The 23,928-nt window shown below is 62.3% G+C and carries 19 protein-coding genes; 4 read left to right on the top strand and 15 right to left on the bottom strand.

The features are described 5' to 3' along the window. The first annotated feature begins 480 nt into the window (after window positions 1-480). Window positions 481-975, top strand: coding sequence for a GtrA family protein (locus G6N37_RS04800; protein WP_232075282.1), 495 nt, complete (start codon window positions 481-483; stop codon window positions 973-975). A gap of 26 nt (window positions 976-1,001) precedes the next feature. Here G6N37_RS04800 and rffA read toward each other — a convergent pair whose 3' ends face one another. The 8 genes from rffA to G6N37_RS04760 form a co-directional block, all read right to left on the bottom strand. Then, on the bottom strand, window positions 1,002-2,168 hold the full coding sequence (rffA, locus tag G6N37_RS04795; protein WP_174813794.1) for a dTDP-4-amino-4,6-dideoxygalactose transaminase: 1,167 nt from the start codon (window positions 2,166-2,168) through the stop codon (window positions 1,002-1,004). Beyond that, window positions 2,168-2,587: a GtrA family protein gene (locus G6N37_RS04790; RefSeq protein ID WP_163676646.1), complete on the bottom strand. Its 420-nt coding sequence runs from the start codon at window positions 2,585-2,587 to the stop codon at window positions 2,168-2,170. The genes rffA and G6N37_RS04790 overlap by 1 nt, the downstream gene beginning before the upstream one ends. A gap of 883 nt (window positions 2,588-3,470) precedes the next feature. Next, entirely contained in the window at window positions 3,471-4,304 is an 834-nt protein-coding gene (locus tag G6N37_RS04785) for an acyltransferase (protein ID WP_163676644.1), read from the bottom strand. 153 nt (window positions 4,305-4,457) lie between these two features. Next, window positions 4,458-5,390, bottom strand: coding sequence for a glycosyltransferase family 2 protein (locus tag G6N37_RS04780; RefSeq protein WP_197745724.1), 933 nt, complete (start codon window positions 5,388-5,390; stop codon window positions 4,458-4,460). Window positions 5,391-5,679: 289 nt separating this feature from the next. Then, entirely contained in the window at window positions 5,680-6,177 is a 498-nt protein-coding gene (locus G6N37_RS04775; RefSeq protein ID WP_163676638.1) for a hypothetical protein, read from the bottom strand. Then, complete coding sequence (locus G6N37_RS04770; RefSeq protein ID WP_163676634.1) at window positions 6,177-7,550, bottom strand: hypothetical protein; 1,374 nt, start codon at window positions 7,548-7,550, stop codon at window positions 6,177-6,179. Before G6N37_RS04770 ends, G6N37_RS04775 begins: the two co-directional genes overlap by 1 nt. 483 nt (window positions 7,551-8,033) lie before the next feature. Then, entirely contained in the window at window positions 8,034-9,905 is a 1,872-nt protein-coding gene (locus G6N37_RS04765; RefSeq protein WP_163676631.1) for a hypothetical protein, read from the bottom strand. A gap of 313 nt (window positions 9,906-10,218) precedes the next feature. Continuing rightward, a complete protein-coding gene (locus tag G6N37_RS04760) occupies window positions 10,219-11,733 on the bottom strand; it encodes a glycosyltransferase family 87 protein (RefSeq protein ID WP_163676628.1) in 1,515 nt (504 codons plus the stop codon). A gap of 383 nt (window positions 11,734-12,116) precedes the next feature. Between G6N37_RS04760 and G6N37_RS04755 the strand changes: the two genes are divergently transcribed. From G6N37_RS04755 to G6N37_RS04745, 3 genes are all read left to right on the top strand, one after another. After that, window positions 12,117-12,761, top strand: coding sequence for a class I SAM-dependent methyltransferase (locus G6N37_RS04755; protein ID WP_163676625.1), 645 nt, complete (start codon window positions 12,117-12,119; stop codon window positions 12,759-12,761). 366 nt (window positions 12,762-13,127) lie between these two features. Continuing rightward, window positions 13,128-13,859: an FkbM family methyltransferase gene (locus G6N37_RS04750; RefSeq protein ID WP_232075280.1), complete on the top strand. Its 732-nt coding sequence runs from the start codon at window positions 13,128-13,130 to the stop codon at window positions 13,857-13,859. Between the two features lie 97 nt (window positions 13,860-13,956). Beyond that, window positions 13,957-14,784, top strand: a complete 828-nt coding sequence (locus tag G6N37_RS04745) for a glycosyltransferase family 2 protein (protein ID WP_163684602.1) — start codon at window positions 13,957-13,959, stop codon at window positions 14,782-14,784. Here G6N37_RS04745 and G6N37_RS04740 read toward each other — a convergent pair. The 7 genes from G6N37_RS04740 to scpA form a co-directional block, all read right to left on the bottom strand. After that, on the bottom strand, window positions 14,781-15,569 hold the full coding sequence (locus G6N37_RS04740; RefSeq protein ID WP_163676622.1) for an ABC transporter permease: 789 nt from the start codon (window positions 15,567-15,569) through the stop codon (window positions 14,781-14,783). The two genes, G6N37_RS04745 and G6N37_RS04740, sit on opposite strands and share 4 nt — an antisense overlap. 3 nt (window positions 15,570-15,572) lie before the next feature. Then, window positions 15,573-16,313 carry an ABC transporter permease gene (locus tag G6N37_RS04735; RefSeq protein WP_163676619.1) on the bottom strand — a complete coding sequence of 247 codons (741 nt, stop codon included), beginning with the start codon at window positions 16,311-16,313 and terminating at the stop codon, window positions 15,573-15,575. Continuing rightward, window positions 16,310-17,257, bottom strand: coding sequence for an ATP-binding cassette domain-containing protein (locus tag G6N37_RS04730; RefSeq protein WP_163676616.1), 948 nt, complete (start codon window positions 17,255-17,257; stop codon window positions 16,310-16,312). Before G6N37_RS04730 ends, G6N37_RS04735 begins: the two co-directional genes overlap by 4 nt. Before the next feature lie 117 nt (window positions 17,258-17,374). Beyond that, window positions 17,375-19,114 carry a glycosyltransferase family 2 protein gene (locus tag G6N37_RS04725; protein ID WP_163676613.1) on the bottom strand — a complete coding sequence of 580 codons (1,740 nt, stop codon included), beginning with the start codon at window positions 19,112-19,114 and terminating at the stop codon, window positions 17,375-17,377. 221 nt (window positions 19,115-19,335) lie between these two features. Beyond that, window positions 19,336-20,622, bottom strand: a complete 1,287-nt coding sequence (gene lipL, locus G6N37_RS04720) for an esterase/beta-lactamase LipL (RefSeq protein ID WP_163676610.1) — start codon at window positions 20,620-20,622, stop codon at window positions 19,336-19,338. A gap of 62 nt (window positions 20,623-20,684) precedes the next feature. Continuing rightward, window positions 20,685-21,674, bottom strand: a complete 990-nt coding sequence (meaB, locus tag G6N37_RS04715) for a methylmalonyl Co-A mutase-associated GTPase MeaB (RefSeq protein WP_163676603.1) — start codon at window positions 21,672-21,674, stop codon at window positions 20,685-20,687. Continuing rightward, window positions 21,675-23,927 carry a methylmalonyl-CoA mutase gene (scpA, locus tag G6N37_RS04710; protein WP_163676599.1) on the bottom strand — a complete coding sequence of 751 codons (2,253 nt, stop codon included), beginning with the start codon at window positions 23,925-23,927 and terminating at the stop codon, window positions 21,675-21,677. Window position 23,928: the final 1 nt, after the last annotated feature.

Raw genomic sequence — 23,928 nt, 5'->3', positions numbered from 1 at the left:
GCTGCACTTGGCGAATGGGCTTCCAATGGAAGAGCCGCCAATGTATGCGATACCAAAACGCCTCGACCCCCGATTTTTCGGCCTCCGCGTGGATGCCGACAGCATATAGCTGATATCCAGCTTCGTGTATCCCGTTTTCGCAGATTGACGTGCTCATGGTGTCGCCATCCAGCATCGACATGAGTGATGTCATCGGAGCGGGGCGGTGGTGCGGCGCTGTCGCCTGAGCAGGACTGCGACGACGATCAACTGGCAGACCGTGGCGAGCAGTGAGTGTCAGACGAACGATTAACGATTGCTCTTGCAGGAAGCCAGGGGGCGGCAAGTATCAACGGCTTCACAGGAATTTGCAGTCTTCATCAGGTGTCTGCACCCGGCTATCCCGGTCACCACTCGTTCCCGAAAAATTCATCGGCGGGCGGGCTTTAGAATCCGTCAATTCGGGCCTAGAGCGGCCCGCTAAGAGTATCTTGGCCGAACGTGGCCTTCCCGCGATTGAGTCTCGTCGCGTTCGCCCGCACGGAGGAAACCCGTAAGAAGCTGCGCTACGCCGCCGTGTCGGCGGTCTTCGTCCCCCTCGGCCAGATTCTCATCCAGATCTTGGGCCTGTGGCTGCACAACTACACCACCGCGTCACTGCTGCAGGCCGCCATCATCACGGTCCCCAACTTCTTTGCCAATAAGCACTTCGTTTGGCGGGTCACATCACGAGCGAACCTGCGTAGCCAAATGCTCGTATTCTGGGTGGCCGTGATGCTGGGCGTCACGCTGGCCACTCTGTTCACCCATCTCATCGAGAACGCGATGGCCGATCGGACAGACCTCGTGCGAGGTGCAGCAGTGTTCGCCGCCCAGATGCTGGGATTGGGCATCGTCTGGGTCGGCCGCTTCCTCATTCTGGACCGGTGCCTCTTCAAGCTCGCAGGCGATACTTCCGAGCACGCCGCCGAGGTCGTCGGCGAAGTCCCTATTTGATCCGGTCGAGCCAAGTGCGCTAGATGTCACGCGCCGTAGCACCGGGGAGGGTACGCCCGTTGATAGAATTCCAGCACAATACCGGCTACCTCCTCCACCTCGTCGTCGGTGAGGTCGAAATACATCGGCAGCCTCAGCAATCTTGAACTCAACTCGTCCGTCTTCGGCAAATCGATCTGCGATACGCCTAGCATTCGTGCGAATGGCGACGAATGCAGCGGCACGTAGTGGAATACGGCGAGGACGCCGGCCGCAGCCAGATAATCGATGAGCGCCGTACGCTCCCCGACGTCCGCAGTGAGCACATAAAACATATGGTAATTTGTGGCACATTCCGGGGGCACCACAGGGATTCGAATCAGGCCGCGCTCGACTAGTGGGGCCAAAATGGATGCATAGCGGTCGAATATCTCGCCACGCCGCCTCGTTATCTTTTCCATATTCTCGATCTGGCCCACCAGGAATGCGGCGAGCATATCGGAGGGGAGGTAAGACGAACCCACGTCCACCCAGGTGTATTTGTCAACCTGGCCGCGCATGTACTGGCTACGGTTTGTACCTTTGTCGCGCAGAATTTCGGCACGTTCTTCCATGGCTGGATCGTTGATGACCAGCGCGCCGCCCTCGCCACAAGAAATATTTTTTGTCTCATGGAAACTGTAGCAGCCAAGATGACCGATTGTGCCCAGCCAGCGATCCTTAAAGCGGGCGCCCACACCTTGCGCCGCATCTTCCACAACCAACAGACCATGGCGCTCGGCAATGTCCATGATCACGTCCATTTCGCAGGCAACGCCGGCGTAGTGGACGGGGAATATGGCCCGCGTACGCGGTGTGATCGCCTGCTCGATGAGTCGCTCGTCGATGTTGAGGGTATCCGACCTGATATCTACAAACACCGGCTTGGCGCCCCGGAGCACGAACGCGTTCGCTGTGGAAACGAATGTGTACGAAGGGATGATCACCTCGTCGCCCGGCTGCAAATCGCAAAGAAGAGCGGCCAGTTCGAGGGCGGCGGTGCAGGATGTGGTCAGCAACACCCGATTCGCACCAAAGCAAGTTTCCAGCATGGCCTGCGCGCGCTTGGTGAACGGGCCGTCGCCGCTGGCGTGCCCGCCGGTGACTGCCTGTCCGACATAACTCAACTCCGACCCAACGACGCAAGGTTTGTTGAATGGGATACGGATGGCCATCACATGGTCCTTGCCCTGATCCGTCCCGCGCTGCCGACGCTGGCAGCGAAAACCCAATATTTCTGCATTATGAAAGCTAGCAGCGGCAGCACTACGACCACGCAGCCCTGAACGATCTGGTGAGGGAAACCCATTTGGCCAGCAATCAGCCACAGAGTGCAGAAGTTAATAAGATAGAGGAGGGCGTAGCACAACAGAAACCGTCGCAGCGCGGCAAGCTGTTTTCCGCGGTGACGAAATGTGAGACTGCGGTTGATTACGAAGCTGAGCAGGGTGCCGAGGCTATAGGTGATCGTCATAGCGGCCTCGCTACCCATGATCCGCCACGTCAACAAGAGGTAGAGCGCGTACAGAGAGGCGTTCAGTCCGAGGCCGACGAGAACGTAGCGTATGAATTGTGCGCGGATGATGTGCATCATTCAAATCGCATCACTTGGACCCATCCGCCCATGAGGTTGCTCTGCAGGCGGATCGACCGAACAACAAGCCCCGTTTCCAGGTGGGCCAAGACCGTTCACGCTGGGCTGAGTACGAACGTTCCCTCCCCCGCACCCGCGATGGAGCCGACCAAACGCGCCGAACCGTGACCTGGAGCGCCTTGGTGGACATGCCCAGAAGACTTGCCCAAGTCGCGGACGCAGCCTTAATAAGATGCTTCGACAACGGGATTCGTGCAAAGGAACGGACAGACGGGGACTGCCGCCCAGGCGCCGTTGCCCGTAAGGGCGGTAACCTGGCGAATCACCATGAGCGTCAGGTACATGCTCGAAGATTACAGTGGTGGCGGGCATCAGGTGATACACCCCTTCCGCGCTTGCTAGGTATAGACACGCATCGATGCTGGCACGAGGGTCTCTGGATCTCGGCATTCGAAGTGATCGACCAAATCAAATCACGATTGGTACCGACGTCGCCGCGATTGCGGGTATTCGTGATCGCAAGGCAGGCATGGCTCACCCGCCGCCGAAATCGAGAATAGGCAGTGGTATCGATCTATGCGGCTCCGGGGCCGGGCACTTGTCGCACCAGCGGAACGAGTGGCCGTAGATTGCGGGAGGGGCATCAGAGCAACCGTCGTAGGTTTGGCAAGGACCGCCTGCGTTGGCACATATAGGGACAGCGCTCTGCATGTCCGCAGCGTCATTCCTTGCCGCAATGAAACCTTCTGGTTCGACCACCGGTTTTACGGCAAGCCCGACATTCGGCGACGGCTAGTCTCCCACCGTCGCCGACATGTGATCCAGCCTTGAGGACGTTTATCGCGATCGATTCAGCACTTCGAACCGTTCTCTGACTTACGTTTCAGGGCTGATCCCGGATGATGAACTGTGGCTCATCCTCTGGGACAAACTTGACCAGCGGAACGTGCGATTTAAGGAAGGCGACCTCAGCCTCCGAGCGAGTCCGCGTATAGACGCGAGAAGAGACATCGAAGTTTGTCATTCCCGGTTTTCGATCTTCAGACGAACGGGCAATTCGAAGCGCGTCTCGGTACTCCGGATGTTGCACGAAGAAAGAGTCGAGCAGTTCCTGTAACTTCGCCGCTTTCTGGTCGACTGTCCGGGATTCGAACTGAGGGCCGAGCTTGTCTGTGACGTCTTTTGCAGGCACACCCGCGTAGATATGATTTGGCTCCATGTCGCGCGTCACGACCGATCCCACCATCGCCATGCTGCGTTCACCCACGCTGACCGGGGAAACGACGCAGTGTCCAACGAACCAGGCGTCCCGGCTCACGTGCATGTACTTACGCGAGTAGAAACGCGAGCCCTCTACGATATCGCCGAACTGGATGTGCGTCCAAAGCTGGCTATGCGCGCCTATGCCGACATTGTCGTCGATATCGAGCCCGCCCATGCAGTCAAGTACGCAATTCCCGCCAATCCAGCAGTTGCGGCCGATCTGCAGCGCATGCTCGCCGTGACCGAAGGTGTGCATATTGAGCTTGCTATAGTCGCCGAGGCGGAACTCGGGAGCCAGGATGCGTACCTCGTGGCCTATAAAGCAGTGATCGCCCAGCACTACCCTTTTTGCCGGCCCTCCGTTTCCGGTGATTACGACGCCAGGTTCGACTACGATACCGTCTCCGACGACGAGCTCATCTGCGTGAATCGTGCCCCGAATCTGGTTAGCCATGCCGTTCATTCTGGCACGTGTCCTGGGCACAGCCACCCGCTGCGCGCGCCGCCTTCACAAATCGCCCCGGCAGGATCCCCAGACCCAGGATATCCGGACTAAAAGCGTTGATGATGCCGCTTGGAAGTCAACGCCTCCGTCCAGCACGTGTCGTCAGCCGCCGGCGGCATCATCGCATGCCACAGTCTCGCTCACCAGATAGGTCGGCCGGTCCATGGTGCGGAAATGCATACGAGCGAGGTACTCGCCGATGATCCCAAGTGCAAAAAGCTGCGCCCCAGAGAAGATCGCGATGATTGAGGCCAGGAATGCAAAGCCTGGTACGGCGCTGCCATTGATCAGGTAATTGGCGCCAACATAGGCAAAAATAGAAATGCCGAACAAGACCAGAGCGAACCCGATAAAGCTCGAGATTTGCAGCGGTAACGTACTGAACCCAGTCATTAGGTTAATCGCGTGCCGAACGAGGCGGGGAACCGAATAGCCGCTGACGCCAACCGTACGCGGCGCGTGCCGCACCTTAATGACCGTGAATCGCGATGTGGTCCAGGAAAGCAATACGTCGATGGAGACTGTCGGACTGCGATATTCCTGAAAACCTTCCCGTAAGCGGGTACGGAACGCACGGAAGGCACTCACATTCCGCGCCACCTCAGCACCCATGGCGCTGGCCAACGCCAACTTTGTCAGGCGCGACGCGACGTCGCGGAGGAACCCATGCTGCTCATTCTGGGGTGCGCCATAAACCACGTCGACATCGGGTCCAAGCGCCGCAAGAAGTTGCTCAATCTCGCTCACCGGATGCTGTAGATCGTCATCCATCGTAACAATCACGTCGTGGCGCGCGGCACGGATGCCGCACAGCAAGGCATTTTGCTGGCCGTAGTTGCGGCTCATGCGAATGCCCCGTACGCGCTGGTCTGCCGCGGCGAGTTCAGTAATGATGCGCCATGACATGTCGCCACTGCAGTCCTCGACGAAGATGAGTTCGAACGTCGGAGCGATTTGCTGCATGGTATGACTCAATTGGTCATACAACTCAGGCAATGTCAGTGCTGCTCGATAGACAGGGATCACAACACTCACACTCGGCACAGCGCCTCCGATCACAACATTGCGCTTCTCTGTAGCCCTCCGATCACAACATTGCGGCCGCTGTGACCTCCTACTAGAGATACGTCCAGCTCAGAAGTGCGAGCACTAACATACTCGCCAGACTGCTCCGCCCGGCTCTTGTGCCAGTATCGGCGGTTAGATTTCTCTTCGGTAAGCCTGGCGGGCGCTGTCACGTCTTTCGATGTGTCGACGTGTGGGTCCTGTGTCTGTTCTGTTCGCGATGGGGATTCCCGGTGTCGGTATCACTGAGGCGTGGTGCTCATGATGGACTGCTACTGCTTTTGCGTTTGAGGAGCTGGTAGTCGCCGAAGTTGGCGATGGGTGTGAAGCCATCGTGTAGGTAGCCAACCAGCGGACCGGGCGGCATTCCGCCAGCACCCCACCGACTCCATCGCTGGGCGAGTGGGGCGTTTTCGAGCAGGCAAAGACCCTCGATCGAGCGGGTAGCGTCGATCACCCTCTGCTGAAGGGCAACGTCCAACAGCGCCGTCGGAGTCGTCACGGTCGCCTTGAAGTCGGTCGGCGGGTGCTGCTGCGTCCAGAGGTAAAAGCTGTTCATCACCGGCAGCATCACAAACGATTTGCAGTTCTTCTCGATCGCGGCGACGGCCGCCTGGTAATCCGCCGCTTCTTTAGCGCTGACGCGGACCTCTTGGGCGCCCGGCAGCCCGAGCGAAACCAAGCCGTTGTAGACGGCCCGAGCTTGACCGAGCCCCTGCACAAACTGGACACCGACCAACACAAGCACTGCCACCATCACCGCGATCGCACCGACCGCGAGGGGGCTACGCCGTACGCTCCGCTCACCGAGACTGTCGCCGACCCAGCGCACCCGTTTGCGATGCATAGTGCCCCAACCGGGATCAACAGCATCACCGACCACCACACTTGGCTGCCCGCGACCGGGAAGGCATGCAACGCCTGCAAAACCGCCAACGGCGGCAGCAAAAGACGAGCGAACAGCGTCTTCTCGGGTTTCTCGTCTGACTTGCTCGGCGGCTGGATCAACGCCACCCAGGCCAAGCAAACCAGCCCCAGCCGAGTCGATGGCGTCACCGAACCGATCACCAGCGGGCCGATCACAAGCGAAAAAATCCCCGAGAATGCCATGAACAGGCCGATAACAATGCTCAACCCTGCGACGAGCCACCTCCAGACCCGCCCCGGGCCAGCCTCTCGGTTACCGGCGACGTACCCATAGCCAAGCGCGCCCACCACGGCCAACAGGTCAAGGAGATAGGTCCAGCGGGGCAGAAAGAGCGGGATCGAGAAGACACTGGCAAAACGCAGTGGAAGCTTGATCATCTCCATTAGTCCGGCGGGGCTGGTTCCCGCGGCCAGGATCACCGAAAGCACGGTCACCCCAACCACCAGCAAGCCACCGCCAAGCCACCAAAGTTCTTTGGAGTCGCGCCGCCCAACGCCGCGGGCCCTCAAGGCAATCACAACGGCCAGCGCGGCCGCAAAGACATGCAGTGCGTACTGGCGAACCCAGGCTTCACCCATCTGCGAGCTCATCAGCACCAGCGGCAGCGCCACGAACCCGACCTCAATCACCAACCGCAGCCAGCGACGCCTGGCAAGAACCGGATAGCTGACCATGCACACCAAAACCACCGCGGCAAAAGCGAAAACGCCCACATTGATCTTGACCAGAACCAGGGCCGCCACGGCCCCACCCAGCAGAGCCATCGGAAACGGTGAGCGGCGATCACGCACCAAACACGAGAACACCACGATCGCCGAGACCAACAAGACGATGATCCCGCCCGGATGCATCGGCTCTGCTCGGAGGCTGTTAAGCGCCTCGAATACAGCCAGCTGGCTCGCCAAGCCCAGAACAAGGCTGCCGCTCATCCACCAGACGGACAACCCCATCAACAGGCTCGAGAGCACCCAAACGACCATGGTCACCGCGCGGCCGCCGTCATGATCAACCGACATCCCGAAAACGGAAAAGACTCCGCCCCAAAACTCGTAATAGAAAGGGCCATAGCCGCTGAAGACGTCATAGACCCAGCCGTGATTCACGAACGACTTGAGATCGGCCAACATATAGCCTTCGTCGTCGTAATCGTAAAACCCCGTGAAGATCCGGTAACGAGCGATCGGGTACGCCACCACCGTCACCGCTACGAATGCCAGCACACCCAAGCCGAGCCGAACGCCGCGCGCCCGCAACAGCCCACTCGCATCATTGAGAACTCTCAAGATCGGCGCCCCAGCTCCGCTTCGTCGTTGCGGCGCAAACTATATAAGACGGTTACGCACCCGCCAACCGTCACATAATCGGCTGCCCTAAAGCCGGCTCGAGGCCAGCCCCGCAAATCGCAAACCACGGGCGAGAGGCTCCTGAAGCAGAACCCAGGTAGGCGCGGTCGACAGGATGGCCGGTCTGGCGCTGTTCAGGCCATAGAGCGCGCGGCATCAGGGCAATTTACGTCTGAAGGCGCACAACGGCTCGCCATAAGGTCGTGGAACCAGTGCGGCGTTGTTTCTCTTCGGTAAGCCCGGCGGGCGCTGTCACGTCTTTCGATGTGTCGACGTGTGGGTCCTGTGTCTGTTCTGTTCGCGATGGGGATTCCCGGTGTCGGTATCACTGAGGCGTGGTGCTCATGATGGACTGCTACTGCTTTTGCGTTTGAGGAGCTGGTAGTCGCCGAAGTTGGCGATGGGTGTGAAGCCATCGTGTAGGTAGCCAACCAGCGGACCGGGCGGCATTCCGCCAGCACCCCACCGAATCTCCTGGATGAGTGGGGCGTTTTCGAGCAGGCAAAGACCCTCGATCGAGCGGGTAGCGTCGATCACCCTCTGCTGAAGGGCAACGTCCAACAGCGCCGTCGGAGCGGTCACGGTCGCCTTGAAGTCGGTCGGCGGGTGCTGCTGCGTCCAGAGGTAAAAGCTGTTCATCACCGGCAGCATCACAAACGATTTGCAGTTCTTCTCGATCGCGGCGACGGCCGCCTGGTAATCCGCCGCTTCTTTAGCGCTGACGCGGACCTCTTGGGCGCCCGGCAGCCCGAGCGAAACCAAGCCGTTGTAGACGGCCCGAGCTTGACCGAGCCCCTGCACAAACTGGACACCGACCAACACAAGCACTGCCACCATCACCGCGATCGCACCGACCGCGAGGGGGCTACGCCGTACGCTCCGCTCACCGAGACTGTCGCCGACCCAGCGCACCCCGTTTGCGATGCATAGTGCCCCAACCGGGATCAACAGCATCACCGACCACCACACTTGGCTGCCCGCGACCGGGAAGGCATGCAACGCCTGCAAAACCGCCAACGGCGGCAGCAAAAGACGAGCGAACAGCGTCTTCTCGGGTTTCTCGTCTGACTTGCTCGGCGGCTGGATCAACGCCACCCAGGCCAAGCAAACCAGCCCCAGCCGAGTCGATGGCGTCACCGAACCGATCACCAGCGGGCCGATCACAAGCGAAAAAATCCCCGAGAATGCCATGAACAGGCCGATAACAATGCTCAACCCTGCGACGAGCCACCTCCAGACCCGCCCCGGGCCAGCCTCTCGGTTACCGGCGACGTACCCATAGCCAAGCGCGCCCACCACGGCCAACAGGTCAAGGAGATAGGTCCAGCGGGGCAGAAAGAGCGGCACTGGGCGAAGGCTAAGAAAACCCAGCGGGTGCTTGATGATTCCCTCGGTTAGTCCGGCGGGGCTGGTTCCCGCGGCCAGGATCACCGAAAGCACGGTCACCCCAACCACCAGCAAGCCACCGCCAAGCCACCAAAGTTCTTTGGAGTCGCGCCGCCCAACGCCGCGGGCCCTCAAGGCAATCACAACGGCCAGCGCGGCCGCAAAGACATGCAGTGCGTACTGGCGAACCCAGGCTTCACCCATCTGCGAGCTCATCAGCACCAGCGGCAGCGCCACGAACCCGACCTCAATCACCAACCGCAGCCAGCGACGCCTGGCAAGAACCGGATAGCTGACCATGCACACCAAAACCACCGCGGCAAAAGCGAAAACGCCCACATTGATCTTGACCAGAACCAGGGCCGCCACGGCCCCACCCAGCAGAGCCATCGGAAACGGTGAGCGGCGATCACGCACCAAACACGAGAACACCACGATCGCCGAGACCAACAAGACGATGATCCCGCCCGGATGCATCGGCTCTGCTCGGAGGCTGTTAAGCGCCTCGAATACAGCCAGCTGGCTCGCCAAGCCCAGAACAAGGCTGCCGCTCATCCACCAGACGGACAACCCCATCAACAGGCTCGAGAGCACCCAAACGACCATGGTCACCGCGCGGCCGCCGTCATGATCAACCGACATCCCGAAAACGGAAAAGACTCCGCCCCAAAACTCGTAATAGAAAGGGCCGAAGCCGCTGAAGACGTCATAGACCCAGCCGTGATTCACGAACGACTTGAGCGACATCAACATAGCGCCTTCGTCGTCGTAATCGCGGAATCCCGTGAAGATCCGGTAACGAGCGATCGGGTACGCCACCACCGTCACCGCTACGAATGCCAGCACACCCAAGCCGAGCCGAACGCCGCGCGCCCGCAACAGCCCACTCGCATCATTGAGAACTCTCAAGATCGGCGCCCCAGCTCCGCTTCGTCGTTGCGGCGCAAACTATATAAGACGGTTACGCACCCGCCAACCGTCACATAATCGGCTGCCCTAAAGCCGGCTCGAGGCCAGCCCCGCAAATCGCAAACCACGGGCGACGAACGCCATGGGCGCTGGAGAGTAAACATGACTCTCGGTTTGGACCGCACGGGCAGGGCTCCGAACTGAACAGTATTGTCGCACAAATTCTTTCGGACTAGATCGGCCGTTGTGTTGGTGATTCCATCACGGGCTCAGATGTACTCAAGTAGGTCGCAGCACCATCCGGATGACCCTCCCGAGCTAGCAATTGGCCTTCGCCTCGCGAGCGGTCCGGCCTTCGCAGATACGAGGCGATGATGACCGCGCACGCGATAAGCCAGAGAAGCCCAGTCAGAAATACCGTGGTACCGACGACCCCATGGCTCGTCGGCTGCCCGTTGATGTCAGGGTGGCTAATCGGGCCGGGTACAGCGATCTGCGCGATGCTGAGCGCCGTGGCCACACTCACGCACATGCCGACGGCGCGACGGCGCGAAGCCTGGGTGGCGAGCCGGTCGAACAGTCCAGCACCGGCCGGGCCGTCGGGGTCTCGGACGACGAGCGCAGCGACCGGCAAAACGAATACCAGGTAGTAGGAGATGACCATCGGCGGGAAAAGCGTGGCGGTGGCAAGCAACAGAATGCCCACCATGACAGGCGGGATGCGCCGGCCCATTGCCAACACCGAGAGGAGAACGGCGACCAAAATGGCATACCCGATCAGGGATCGTGGACCAGCGAGGAAGCCGTCCGGTATCTTTCCGCCCGCCTGGTAGAGCTTGACGGTGTCCGGAACGAGAAGGAGTGAGTGCCCGAAGGAAACGTTCCGGAGATCGGTGAGCATGGAGAAGCTGCTGTCCGCGTGGAGAAGGTTGTGAATCCACTGGCCGATGGTCGCCGGAAAGTCCCGCGGCCACAGTAGAAACGCAGCGAGATTGGAGACCACGATCCCCCCGAGGGCGAGGCCGCCCAAGCGCCACTGCCGAGCCGCGAATAAAACCACTGCCAGCAAAGCAAACTGCGGTTTCACCACCGCAGCCAAGATCACCATAATCGCAACGAGGCGCCAGCGCCGTCGGCGCAGCGCCACCAAGAAGACCAATGCGATCGGTACTGCGAATCCCGCCGAGTTGCCCCGATCGATCACGAACCACGCCGGGATGGCTGCGGCGCCCAACGCCACGAAGACCACCGCGCGCTCCAGGCCACATGCTCCGCGGGCCGCCCAGACCGCCGGAGAAAGAACCGCGATCGTCAGCGCGAGCAGATACGCGAGCAGCCCAAGCATTGGTGCGCCCAGCCACCTTGCGGGGAGCCCGAACAAGAGGTGCGGCATCATTCCAGCCGCCGGGTACGGGATCAGCGCCCCCGGGTTCGGCGGAAGAAGCGGATAACGCTCCCAGGGATTGGCCCGCGACGCGGCACCTACGACCATCCCGTAGTCGCTGAAGCAGTGGCGACCGATATTCGTGCCCCAATCGCCCCAGCAGTCCTCGGGAAGGGCCACCAGGGAAGAGAGCACATCCACCGAAAAGCACTGGGCCAGAAGGTAGCCCGTCGCTGCCGAAACCGTTGACGCGACCAGGACGGTGCCTAACATAACGGTGCGCTCAGACTGGCGGGTGACCGCTAGGAGACGCTCGCGGATTGGGCTAACCACACCGCGCGACGCCTGCGTGGGTCTGTTCATCGCACTCTCCAATGTTCTGCCGAAACTTAGCGGAAGCACGGGCCTATGCGCCTGTATGCCGGAGAGTACCGGGCCGGCTTTCGCTAGCCCAGATTGATTGAATGCCAGTCGCTGTCTGCTGTGGTGATGTGGCCAATGTTGACCCGCGCTTCGGCCACTACTGTTCTCTGGTTGCATTCGAGGCAATTCGATATAGTCGTTGTCCCATACGATCACAGTGGAACGTGGGAGGAGCCGGCTCCGCGCGGGCAGAATCCTTCCTGCGCTGACAATCAACTGCCCGACGCCCAACTCCATCAACGTCGGGTGGCCGCACCGCCTCAGCTGCGAAGCACCACGCGCGACGGGTTCCAACGGCCCACACACAGCCTTGGGAAGGCGGGATGACTTCGACGCTTCAAGAGTTGACCAGCAAGGTTCAACCGCTCATTTCGGCCGTCGTGCTCATGCCGAAGTATTGGGCATCGAAGCGGAAAGTTCGGCGGCTGCTGAGGGAAAGAGACGAAATCTCGATCGAGGTAGGAGCCGGAGACAAGAAAGGGGCTGGTGAGTGGGTCACCATAGATGTCATGCCCCGCTGCGACCTTTTCTGGGATCTCAGAAAAGGTATTCCGTTTCCCGATAATAGTGTGAAAAAAGTGTATTCGTCCCACTTTTTCGAGCACTTATCTTATTCAGAGATTGAAAAGTTTCTAAAAGAATGCAGACGCGTCCTCTCGCCAGGCGGAAGGTTCTTGATCTGCGTCCCAAATGCGAGGATCTATCTGGAAGCCTACGTAAATGGCGAGACCTTGACCTCGCCACCCTATTTTGGTTACCTGCCCGCCTACAACCGTACGACACGAATTGACTATGTCAATTACATGGCATACATGGGCGGCGTGCATAAGTACATGTTCGACGAGGAAAATCTTGTTTTCATCTTGAAATCCGCTGGGTTTGCGAACGTTCATTTACGCGAGTTCGACCCACTACTTGACATGCAAGAAAGGGATTTTGAATCCATCTACGCGCAGGCCGAGAAGTAGGACAGCCCTTCACCACGTGACGTAGGGGTCCATACGCAAATTGAGGCCGTGGAAAGTAACACTGCCGCTCCTTCGGGCCGCATTCATACCTCTCGTCCCGCCCTCATTCGACGCCGTGCACGACGAAAAGCCGACGGCTCCCACGCGTGGTCAACCGGCACACCGGGACGCCACGCTAGCCAGCTGCTTCAACTCACATAACCATCGGCATCGACCACACCGTCAACGTAGTCGTCGATATGCTCGCCAGCGGTGGATACACGGGGCCAAAGCCACTGGGGTCAGGGCGCCTAGCCGCATGACAAGGTATGCCTTCACAATCCCGTTTCCAGGGCGGCCCGGGCTTTCGCATGTTAGCGTTGCGCGGTGGATTTTTCGCACCGTGTTCGTTCGATCGCGCACCGTGCAGGCTTCGAGGTGTCAACCTACTCTGCTGACCTGGACTGGGAACGCAATTTCATGACACAGCTCGAGTCGCATCAGGTAAATGCCGTACTAGATGTCGGCGCTAACTCAGGGCAATATGCTACTGCACTGCGCAGGGCGGCCTTCAAGGGTCGTATCGTCTCATTCGAACCCCTTTTGGAACCATTTTCCCAGTTAGCGCGGAAAGCATCAACAGATCCGTTATGGGAGTGCCGGCAGTATGCACTGGGTGATGTTGATGGCAAGATTTCGATAAACGTCGCGGCAAACGCGGGCGAAAGCAGCTCAGTCCTGCCGATGCTGAAGGCGCATCAGGATGCCTTTCCCTGGGCAAACTATGTAGGGACCGAAGAGGTCTCGATACACCGACTTGATTCCGTCGCAAAAGAAATCCTCCAGCCGAGCGATGTCGCGTTCCTCAAAATCGACGTTCAAGGATTTGAGAAACAGGTGCTTGCGGGTAGCAAATCGACGCTGAATGACCGTTGTGTCGGCATGCAGCTCGAGCTGTCGTTCGCACCATTATACGAAGGCGGCATGCTGATGCGTGAAGCACTCGACCTCGCCTGTTCTTTGGGCTTCGCGCTGACGGGATTGCAGCCTTGTGTCACCGATACCCGCAATGGTCGAATGTTGCAGGCGGACGGCATCTTCTTCCGGGAGGACGATTGACGCGGAGATGTGGCCGGCGTTGTACCAGTTCAGACGCCGGCGAAGCACCAGGACCGAGCGTTCACGCAGAAGATTGTGAGTCCCCGTGACCTCACCAATGTTTTCGATCATCGTGCCGACGCTGAATGTCGCTGCGACCCTGCCCGCTTGCCTCGAGAGCGTGGTTCAACAGACCTGCAGCGATTTCGAGTTAGTCCTGGTCGACGGGGGCTCGACGGACGAAACCCTCGAAATCGCGAAAAGCTTCGCCTCGGATTCGTCGCCACAGATGCTCATTCATTCGGCCCCCGACCAAGGCACTTACGACGCCATGAACCGTGGCGTCAGCATGGCTAACGGAACATGGTTGCTGTTCCTGGGCGCCGACGACACCGTGTACGAGGCAGAAACGCTGAAGCGCGTGGCCGCATTCATCGCCGACCACGAGCCTAGCGATCTCGTATACGGCGATGTGCTGCTGCGCTCAACCTCTGTTCGCCACGCCGGTGCCTTCGATCTCGACCGCCTGCTGTACGACACCAACATCTGCCATCAGTCGATCTTCTACCGCCGTGAGCTCTTCGCCGGCATCGGTCCCTACAACCTGCGCTACCCCGTCTGCGCCGACTGGGATTTCAATATCCGCTGCTTCTCCAACCCCGCACTCGTCGCCCGGTACATGGACATCGTCGTCGCCCGGTACAACGACATGAGCGGGGTCAGCATGAATAAGGATAAAGAGTTTCTGAAGCGGCTACCGGTCTACCTTTGGATCTTCAACCTGATGCGCTGGAGCACGAAAGAGGGTCGCCGCGCGCTCTTCCTGGGGTACGTTCGGTCGTTTCGTATCCGAGCGTCTCAGGTGCGCGAAGCCGGATCAAGGCTATTCGGCGCCCGTGCGGTCGGGTCTGGCCCTCGTGGTGCCGATCGCACGGCCGACTGCTAGGCGCTCGACTCGGCAGCGCTCCGGTAGCTGCGGACGGCGACCGGGATGAAAACCGCAAACAACACGAGCGCCCATAAAAGAGTCAACGCTAGAGGCCGTAATAGTGGGCCACCGTGGGCCAGCCCCCACATTGCCTCAATGGGCGGCGACATCGGTTGCACGCGAACGAACGGCCGAAGCCACTCAGGGTAAAGCATGATCGGCGTGGTACCCGGGTTGAGGAACGCCAGCGCGACGGTCCCGGCCGCCAACCACGTCATGAGGGATACACCGCTGGTACGAATGGCGATCGCCATGACCAGCGTCGTGAACCCGACCACCGTGATCGAGGGAATGAGGACATACACCAGCACCGTGGCCCAGCCGTGCGTGAAGCGCAGCCCCATCACGACTCCGAGGGCGGTGATCAAGACCGTTCCGCCCAGAGCGCGCACCGCCTCGGCTGTCAATCGCCCGGTGAGCGCGCTTGCCCGGTGTACCGGCATCACCCACATCCGGCTCAGCAGTCCGGAATCGCGCTCCATCCCAATGCCGAGCGAAGTGCTGAGTGCGCCGAACACCCCGGACAGCATCGAGCACACCGGGACCAGGGCGTAAACGCTCTGGACGCCGGTGAGCTTGTGCACCCGCTCGTCCAGCACCACGACATAGACGAGTAGAAGGCAGACCGGGACGACCAGGGAGCCCACCAGCACCGCACGCTCACGCCGCCACTCGGTGAGGAGTCGGCTGGCTTGCACCCAGCTTTCGGTCAGCAGCGAACCCTGTAGTCGGTGCCGAGGCATCGATTAGGCCCGCCTCTGCAGCCGCAGCGTGATGGTGCCGAACACCAGCACCATGCCCCCGCACCAGGCCAGGCTGGCCGCCAAATTTCCGAGCGCGACGTGGCCGGAGCCCAAGCCGCGCAGTGTTTCGGCGACCAGTGACAGCGGCTGGTTGCGTACGTACGGGCGCAACCACTCGGGAAAGGTGCTCTCGGGGGCGATCCCGGTGGACAGCATGAACAGCAACAGCTGGGGGACGAACAGTACGTGGCTGGTCCCCTGGGGACTGCTGGTACTCGAACCCAGCGCGTCGGCGCCCAGCGCCACGGCAAGGCCCAGCAGCAACGCGATGGCGACGAAGGCCAACGCGTAGGCCGGTCCGCCGGTCATCCGGAATCCGAACGCATAGCCGGCAGCGATGGCCACCGCCAGGGCGAGCGCGGCTCGGACCAAGGTCGCCACTATTCGGGCACTCACGGGAACTGCCGCAGCCATCGGCAACGTCTTCAACCGCTCCCCCAGCCCATGCAGGTGGTCGCGTGCCGCGCGGTCCGCGGTGAGCATAGCGACCAAGACCACCGCCTGGATGGCGACCGCGGGGACCAGGTACTGGGAATAGCTGATGTGTCCGGTGTCGACCAGGCCGTGCAGCGCGAGGGAAAAGCCGGCCAGATATCCGACGGGCGAGAAAATCTCGAACATCAGGCCGCCGTCTCGCGCAGCGGCGAGCAGCGCTCGTTCGGTGAGGGCCCCTAAAGCGCTCATGGTCGGGCGACAGTCCGCTCGGTGAGGTGCATGAAAGCCTCGTCGAGCGAAGGTTTGCGCAGCGAGATGTCGATGAGTTCAATGCCGATTGCGTCGACCCGTCGAAACACCTCACCCAGTGTGGCCACCCCGTCGGGGGCGCGCACCGACACGGAGTTCATGTCGGCGTCGATATCGATCCCCTCGAGCCCGCCCAGCGCCGCCGCGACCTGCGGCAGGTCGGCCGGGTTGGCAGGTGTCACCTGACAGTAGCTGGCGCCCACCCTGCGCTTGAGGTCCTCGGCCGTCCCGCTGGCGATCACCCGCCCGTGGTCGATGACCACGATCGAGTCGCTCAGCACGTCAGCCTCTTCCAGGTACTGCGTGGTCAGAAGCACGGTGACGCCCCGCAATGCCAACGAACTCACCAGCGACCACATGGCGCGGCGGCTACGTGGGTCCAGCCCGGTGGTCGGCTCATCGAGGAAAAGCACTCGCGGCAGCACCACGAGGGCGCTGGCGAGATCGACGCGCCGCCGCATGCCACCGGAATAGGTGGACACCCGCCGATCGGCGGCCCCGACGAGGTCGAACTGTTCGAGAAGCTCGTCGGCACGAGCCTTCGCCTGCTGACGGCCCAGGCCGCGCAGCCTGCCGAACAACACCAGGTTCTCCCGCCCCGTGAGCAGGGGGTCCATCCCGGTGAACTGCCCGGCCATCCCGATGCTGGCACGCACCTGCCCGGCCTGACGAACGACGTCGTATCCGCTGACGAAGGCGCGACCCGACGTGGGTCGGATCAACGTGGACAGGATGTTGACGGTGGTGGTCTTTCCGGCGCCATTGTGGCCGAGCAGTCCGCACACCGTCCCCGCCGGAACAGAGAAGCTCACGCCGTTCAGTGCGGACGTGTTCCCCCCAAATGTCTTCGTGAGGCCAACAACCTCAATCGCCAGTGGGCTCACCCGCAAAGTATTTCATGGTGACTGACTGCGCGTTGACAGTATGGGTAGTCCGAGACCGTATCCGCCGACGCCGGGCGGGCAGGTCCCGCGACCCGCGGTGAGCAACAGACGGTCACGTCATTTCCACATGCGCGAGATTAGAGCGCGCAACCACACGTTGGCGGCGGCCACGGCCCGAGAATCACGGTGAGCCAACAATTTAGCCTCCTCCTCGGTGAACGAGTGGGCGATCACAGCCGGCCGTTGCTTCTTCCGCTTCGGTGGTTGCTGCTCGAGCTCCATCAGGCGTTCGCGCGCCATCCCGGCGTCCGCACTGTCGCGCGTGAGCACCACGAGGCTGCTACGAAACCATGGAAAGGTCGAAAGCGATTGAACCGCCAGCGAATCGAATAGGGAAGGGTGCCATCCGGCCGGCACGAACAAATCGAGCCAGTGTGACATCGGCCTCTCGCTGGAATGGCCCGCTGTGGGCCGGCCCGCAGCGCCGCAAAGGACGATGCGCTCACCCGCATGCCGCGCGACGTTCCTGACGAAAGCGGTCTCCGACTCCGCGGGTAAATGCCGTGGTGGCTGCACGCACATCACCAGATCGAAGGTTTCCGCCAGGTCGACCGGTTCCGCCAGGTCGGCCCGAACGTATTCGTCGGCTCCCAGGTCGGTTGGTCCCCGCTCACAGCCGTCGACGCCCCTTATCCGCTTGGCACCATGAGAAGCGAAATACTTCAGGTACGCCCCCGACCCCGGGCCGATCGCCAGTACAGATGCGGGGCAATAGCGCTCTGCGAGATAGCGAAAAGGCGGCAAATCCACATACAACGCTGCTTGCGATCCTCGGCCCGTCGTGAACGGCCGCTTCAAGCGCCGCCACGCCCCAATCCTCCCGCGAGAGGTGTCCAACGATTTGATGTCGGACGTCAACCCGGAGACGTCGGCCTCCGGGTTGAATATCCTGTCGATCGACCTCACTACTTTTTGCAGTGGAGTGGAGATGATGGCCGATTGCGCGGTCAATCCCTGGTAACCCGGCGCGACGGGGTCGCGAATGACGTCGGCTGGCCACGTTAATTCTGTTCCGGAGAAGTCCGCGTATTTGAGCGCCTCGCGAGTCAAATCCTCCGCTGAAAACGCGGGTCCGCGAATAATGCGCTCGTACACAACCTTCCAGTGAATCCCGTGTGCGAAATCGAGCCGATATCGATTCCGCTCCAGATTGGCGATCCAGCCGACCAAGATCTTGCTGGTGAATTGGTCGACGCTTCGGACCGGGAAGTGGGCTATCGTGACATCCCTCAACTTGACCTTGCGGAGCGACCGACCGCGATACGTGGCGCCATGGTTGCCTTGCTTGATCCGCAATTTCATATCGATCTTGGGCTTGGTGACAATGATCGGTTTCCACCAGGCGCGCTCCTCCGCCCTCCGGTGAGTGATGCTTCGTAGGGGATCCGAGGCGTCGCCTTCCGGACCCGTGGGCGCGGGAATGTAGGTGCGCCAACGATATTGGGCCTGCGTACCGGGGCGCATCGCGCGCAACTGGGCATACAGCGCCTCCCGCGACGCTGCGACGATGAATTCGTCGGCATCCAATAGGAACACAAAGCGCGGTCTGAATTTCGGCACCACCCTGCGGTACACCGCGGTCACAATTTCTGCCTGGAAATGACCCACTATCGGATCGTCGAACAGGATTATTGGTAATCCCTCTCGTTGCAGCCGTACGAGGATTTGCCGGGTGTCGTCCACCGAGTCGTTGTCGACTATGGCCACCGCATCCATGAAGCTCAGGTTGTGTCGGACGAATGCCTCGATGACATCGGCCTCGTTCTTGACCATCGCGATCCCGAGCGCTTCCGTCATGGCGCGGAGACAAATTTCATCGCTGATCGAACCTTTCGGTCGTGAGCACGTCCGGCGTCAGGGCACCGGCCATTATTCCGGGTTGTTCGAAACTTCGGGTCACCTTCGACCCATCGGGGCGGCACGTCGACCACACGCAGGCCGTTCTGCGGTGCGGTGCACCAGACCCTTGGCCGTGGAACCTCTGAAACTCGAGGGCAGTCATGCGCTGCCCCATACACTTAGCCCGCGACGGCTCCCGGCTCGAAGAACGGCGCGCCGTATTCGGTCACCGGCTCGAAGCCGCGACTACGCGCCTTCTCGGCGGCCTTGCGAATCAGCGCATACAGGCCGACGAACGCCGCGTGGTCGGTCATCACGAACGGCGTCAGCAGCCTGTTGTGCACCAGCGAGAACGCCAGCCCGCTCGCCGGGTCCGTCCAGCCGAGCGACCCACCGAGCCCGACATGGCCGAAGCCGGGCATCACGTTGCCGATCGGCAAGCTGTGGTAGCCCAGGTGGAATGCCAACGGCACGAACAAGTTCCGGTCCGGCCGCAGGCTCCGCCGCCCCGTCAGGCCGGCGACCATCTCCCTGGACAGGAACCGGATACCGTCGACCTCGCCGCCGTTGGCGATGGCCCCGTACATCCGGGCCAGGCCGCGGGCCGTCGCCACCCCGTTGGCCGCCGGAATCTCCGCATCCAGCAAGGGGATTTCACCCTGCACGGCGGCGACCATGCCCGGGAAGTACATCGACCGGAATCCCCCGGACAGCTCGTTGGCCACCTTGCGCGTCACGCAGCTCAGCAGCGGGTTCCGGACGAGGTTCTGCGGCGCGATGATCTCGGCGACCCGTGTCGGCGCGCCGGCCGGCGGGCGCCCCAGGTACAGCCCGTCAGTGCCCAGCGGCTCGGCGAGCTCCTCGCGGATCAGCACGCGCATGCCTTTACCGGTCACCGCCCGAGCGAGGCCGGACATCAGCCAGCCGAAGGTCAGCGCGTGATACGCCGGCTTGCCCAGCAGCCGCCCCGGCGCCGCCGCGGCCAGCCGCTCTTCCATCACGACGTGGTCCAGCAGGTCTTCGCTGCGGGCGCCGCGCAGGCCCGACAGGCCGGCGGCATGCCTCATCATGTCCCGCACCGTGAGGTTCGCCTTGCCGTTGGCCCCGAACTCCGGCCAATATTCGGCAACGGGGGCGTCGTAGTCGATCAGCCCCCGGTCGGCGAGCCGGTGGATGACGGTGGCGGCCATTCCTTTGGTCGCCGAGAACACCATCGGCGCGCTGTCGGCCGACCACGGCCGGTGGCCGCCGCGGTCGGACCACCCGGTCCAGACGTCGACGACGGGCTGGCCGTCGAGATAGACCGCGAGCGCGCCGCCGCCGAACCGGCGGGCGGGGAACATGGTCGAGAAGCTGCGAACGACGCATCCGAAGTGTGAGTCCGCCGCACCGGACACACGGTGACCTGCGTCAGGGTCATCGTGGACAGGGACCGCGCGGCGATCGACTCGGGTTTCCACCGTCACATTTTTGAATTTACTTGGATTTCACACCTTCCCGGAGCGAAATCGGATTGTTTATCTATCCGTTATTCTGACGCAGCCGTCAATATTTGCTCGGCGGCCAGCGCGGGGGTCAGCTCCCCGGCCTTGACCCGGCGTTCGACGTCGGCGCGCATCTTGCGGACGCTCGGGTTCGACAGCACCCGGTCCAAGACGGTGTCGCGCACCATCTGCCACGTCCAGTCGACCAGCTGGGCGCGCCGGCGTGCCTCGAACTCGCCGGCCTCGGTCAGCACCTGACGATGGCGTTCGATGGTCTCCCACAAGTTCTTCAGGCCGGTCCCCTCGATCGCGCTCATCGTGAGAACCGGAGGCCGCCAGAGTGTTTCACGCGGATGAATCAATCTGATCGCCGAGGACAGTTCGCGGGCGGCCACCCGCGCATCCGCGAGGTGCTCGCCGTCGGCTTTGTTCACCACCACGATGTCGGCGAGCTCCAGAACACCCTTTTTGATGCCCTGCAGCTGATCGCCGCTGCGCGCCAGGGTCAGCAGGACGAACGTGTCGACCATGTTGGCGACCGTCACCTCGGACTGACCGACGCCGACGGTCTCGATGATGATCACGTCGAAACCGGCGGCCTCCAACAACACCACCGTCTCGCGGGTGGCCTTTGCCACGCCGCCCAGGGTGCCCGACGTCGGCGACGGGCGGATGTACGCGTCGGGGTGCACCGCGAGGCGGGCCATCCGGGTCTTGTCGCCGAGAATCGATCCACCGCTGCGCGTCGACGACGGGTCGACGGCCAACACCGCGACCCGGTGGCCCGCCTCGATCAGATGCATGCCGAGCGCCTCGATGGTGGTGGACTTCCCCACCCCGGGGGTCCCGGTGATGCCGACGCGATGCGCGTTGCCCGAGTCCGACGTCAGCTCGAGCAGCAGCCGCTGCGCCTTCTCGTGATGGTCGGCGCGGGTGGACTCCAGCAGGGTGATGGCCCGAGCCAGCGCCGCGCGGTCGCCACCGCGAAGGGCGGCGGCCAGCGCGTCGACGGAGTCGCTCTTGCGGCCGGCCATCTAGTCGATTGTGTAACCCAGCTGCTCGGCGAGCTTGTGCAGCAAGCCGATCGCGGCGTCGGCGATCACCGTCCCGGGTGGGAAGATGGCGGCGGCCCCGGCTTCGTAGAGCTCGTCGAAGTCACCGGGCGGGATCACCCCGCCGACCACGATCATGATGTCGGGCCGTCCCACCTCGGCGAGCGCTTCCCGCAACGCCGGCACCAGCGTCAGGTGGCCGGCGGCCAGCGACGAAACGCCCACCACGTGCACGTCGTTGTCGGCGGCCTGCCGGGCCACCTCCTCGGGCGTGGAGAACAGCGAGCCGACGTCGACGTCGAACCCGAGGTCGGCGAACGCCGTCGCGATCACCTTCTGTCCGCGGTCGTGACCGTCCTGGCCCATCTTGGCCACCAGAATCCTGGGCCGGCGGCCGTCGGCCTCGGCGAACTTCTCGACTAGTTCCGTGGCGGTTGCGATGTTCGGGGCCTTTCCGGCTTCGTCGCGGTAGACGCCGGCGATGGTGCGGATCTCCGCCTGGTGCCGGCCGTATACCTTTTCCAGCGCGTCGGAGATCTCCCCGACCGTCGCCTTGGCCCGGGCGGCGTTGATCGCCAGCGCCAGCAGATTATTACCCAGCCCGTCCTCCCCGGCGCGGCCGTGCGCCGCGGCGGCCCGGGACAGCTCGGCCAGGGCGGCCTCGACCGCCGGCTGGTCGCGGCCGGCCCGCAGCTCCTTCAGCTTGGCCAGCTGTTCGGCGCGCACCCGGCTGTTCTCGACCTTGAGCACCTCGACCTCTTGGTCCTCTTCGACCTGGTACTTGTTGACGCCGATCACCGGCTGGATCCCCGAGTCGATGCGGGCCTGGGTGCGCGCGGCCGCCTCCTCGATGCGCAGCTTGGGGATGCCCTCGCTGATGGCCTGCGCCATGCCGCCGTGCTCGGCGACCTCGGCGATGTGAGCGCGGGCCCGCTGCGCGAGCTGATGGGTCAGCCACTCCACGTAATACGAGCCGCCCCAGGGATCGATGGGCCGCGTGGTGCCCGACTCCTGCTGCAGCAGCAGCTGGGTGTTGCGCGCGATGCGCGCGGAGAAGTCGGTGGGCAGCGCCAGCGCCTCGTCGAGGGCGTTGGTGTGCAGCGACTGGGTGTGCCCCTGGGTCGCGGCCATCGCCTCGATGCAGGTGCGCGCGACGTTGTTGAAGGCGTCCTGCGCGGTCAGCGACCAACCGGAGGTCTGCGAATGCGTGCGCAGCGAAAGCGATTTCGTGTTCTTCGGGTTGAACTGGGCGACCAGCTCGCTCCACAGCAGCCGGCCGGCCCGCAGCTTGGCGACCTCCATGAAGAAGTTCATCCCGATCCCCCAGAAGAACGACAGCCGCGGCGCGAACTTGTCGATGTCCAGGTCGGCGTCCAGGCCCGCCTTGATGTAGTCGACCCCGTCGGCCAGCGTGTACGCCAGCTCCAAATCCGCTGTGGCACCGGCCTCTTGAATGTGATAGCCGGAGATCGAGATGGAGTTGAACTTCGGCATCTTCGCGCTGGTGTAGCCGAAGATGTCGGAGATGATGCGCATCGACGGCTTGGGCGGATAGATGTAGGTGTTGCGCACCATGAACTCTTTGAGGATGTCGTTCTGGATGGTGCCCGCCAGCTTCTCCGGCGGCACGCCCTGCTCCTCGGCGGCCACCACGTAGAGCGCCAGGATCGGCAGCACGGCGCCGTTCATGGTCATCGACACGCTTACGGTGGACAGGTCGATTCCGTCGAACAGCTGCCGCATGTCCAGAATGGAATCGATTGCCACGCCGGCCATTCCGACGTCGCCCTGGACGCGGGGATGGTCGGAGTCGTAGCCGCGGTGGGTGGCCAGGTCGAAGGCCACCGACAGGCCCTTCTGGCCGGCCGCGAGGTTGCGGCGATAGAACGCGTTCGACTCCGCCGCGGTGGAGAACCCCGCGTACTGCCGGATGGTCCACGGCTGGTTGACGTACATGGTGGGGTACGGGCCGCGCAGGAAGGGCGGCTCGCCGGGGAAGGTGTTCAGCGGGTAACCGTCGGCCACCGCGGCGGCCCGGTCGGCGCCGATGTACACGGGCTTGACGGTGATGTCTTCCGGGGTCTGCCACTCGAGCTGATCCGGCGTGTACCAGTGCGCGGCCGCCGCGGCGGCGACGTGCTTTTCGACGGCGGCTTGGCTGGGTGGCGACACCGGCCGGTCGCCGCCCAGCGGGACGTCGGCGAAGTTACCGATCACGGGTGCGGTTGTGGTCATC

The sequence above is a fragment of the Mycobacterium seoulense genome, from assembly GCF_010731595.1.
Taxonomy (GTDB): domain Bacteria; phylum Actinomycetota; class Actinomycetes; order Mycobacteriales; family Mycobacteriaceae; genus Mycobacterium; species Mycobacterium seoulense.
The sequence above is the reverse complement of the archived record's forward strand: the minus strand, read 5'-3'. Positions and strand labels throughout refer to the sequence as shown.

Bases quoted from the DNA above. Each gene is read 5' to 3' on its own strand.
- scpA (WP_163676599.1), bottom strand. From the start codon at position 23,927: ATGACCACAACCGCACCCGTGATCGGTAACTTCGCCGACGTCCCGCTG.
- G6N37_RS04725 (WP_163676613.1), bottom strand. From the start codon at position 19,114: ATGACGGAAGCGCTCGGGATCGCGATGGTCAAGAACGAGGCCGATGTC.
- G6N37_RS04755 (WP_163676625.1), top strand. From the start codon at position 12,117: ATGACTTCGACGCTTCAAGAGTTGACCAGCAAGGTTCAACCGCTCATT.
- G6N37_RS04745 (WP_163684602.1), top strand. From the start codon at position 13,957: ATGTTTTCGATCATCGTGCCGACGCTGAATGTCGCTGCGACCCTGCCC.
- G6N37_RS04785 (WP_163676644.1), bottom strand. From the start codon at position 4,304: ATGGCTAACCAGATTCGGGGCACGATTCACGCAGATGAGCTCGTCGTC.
- G6N37_RS04790 (WP_163676646.1), bottom strand. From the start codon at position 2,587: ATGATGCACATCATCCGCGCACAATTCATACGCTACGTTCTCGTCGGC.
- G6N37_RS04735 (WP_163676619.1), bottom strand. From the start codon at position 16,313: ATGAGCGCTTTAGGGGCCCTCACCGAACGAGCGCTGCTCGCCGCTGCG.
- G6N37_RS04760 (WP_163676628.1), bottom strand. From the start codon at position 11,733: ATGAACAGACCCACGCAGGCGTCGCGCGGTGTGGTTAGCCCAATCCGC.
- meaB (WP_163676603.1), bottom strand. From the start codon at position 21,674: ATGGCCGGCCGCAAGAGCGACTCCGTCGACGCGCTGGCCGCCGCCCTT.
- rffA (WP_174813794.1), bottom strand. From the start codon at position 2,168: ATGGCCATCCGTATCCCATTCAACAAACCTTGCGTCGTTGGGTCGGAG.
- G6N37_RS04775 (WP_163676638.1), bottom strand. From the start codon at position 6,177: ATGGTGGCAGTGCTTGTGTTGGTCGGTGTCCAGTTTGTGCAGGGGCTC.
- G6N37_RS04740 (WP_163676622.1), bottom strand. From the start codon at position 15,569: ATGCCTCGGCACCGACTACAGGGTTCGCTGCTGACCGAAAGCTGGGTG.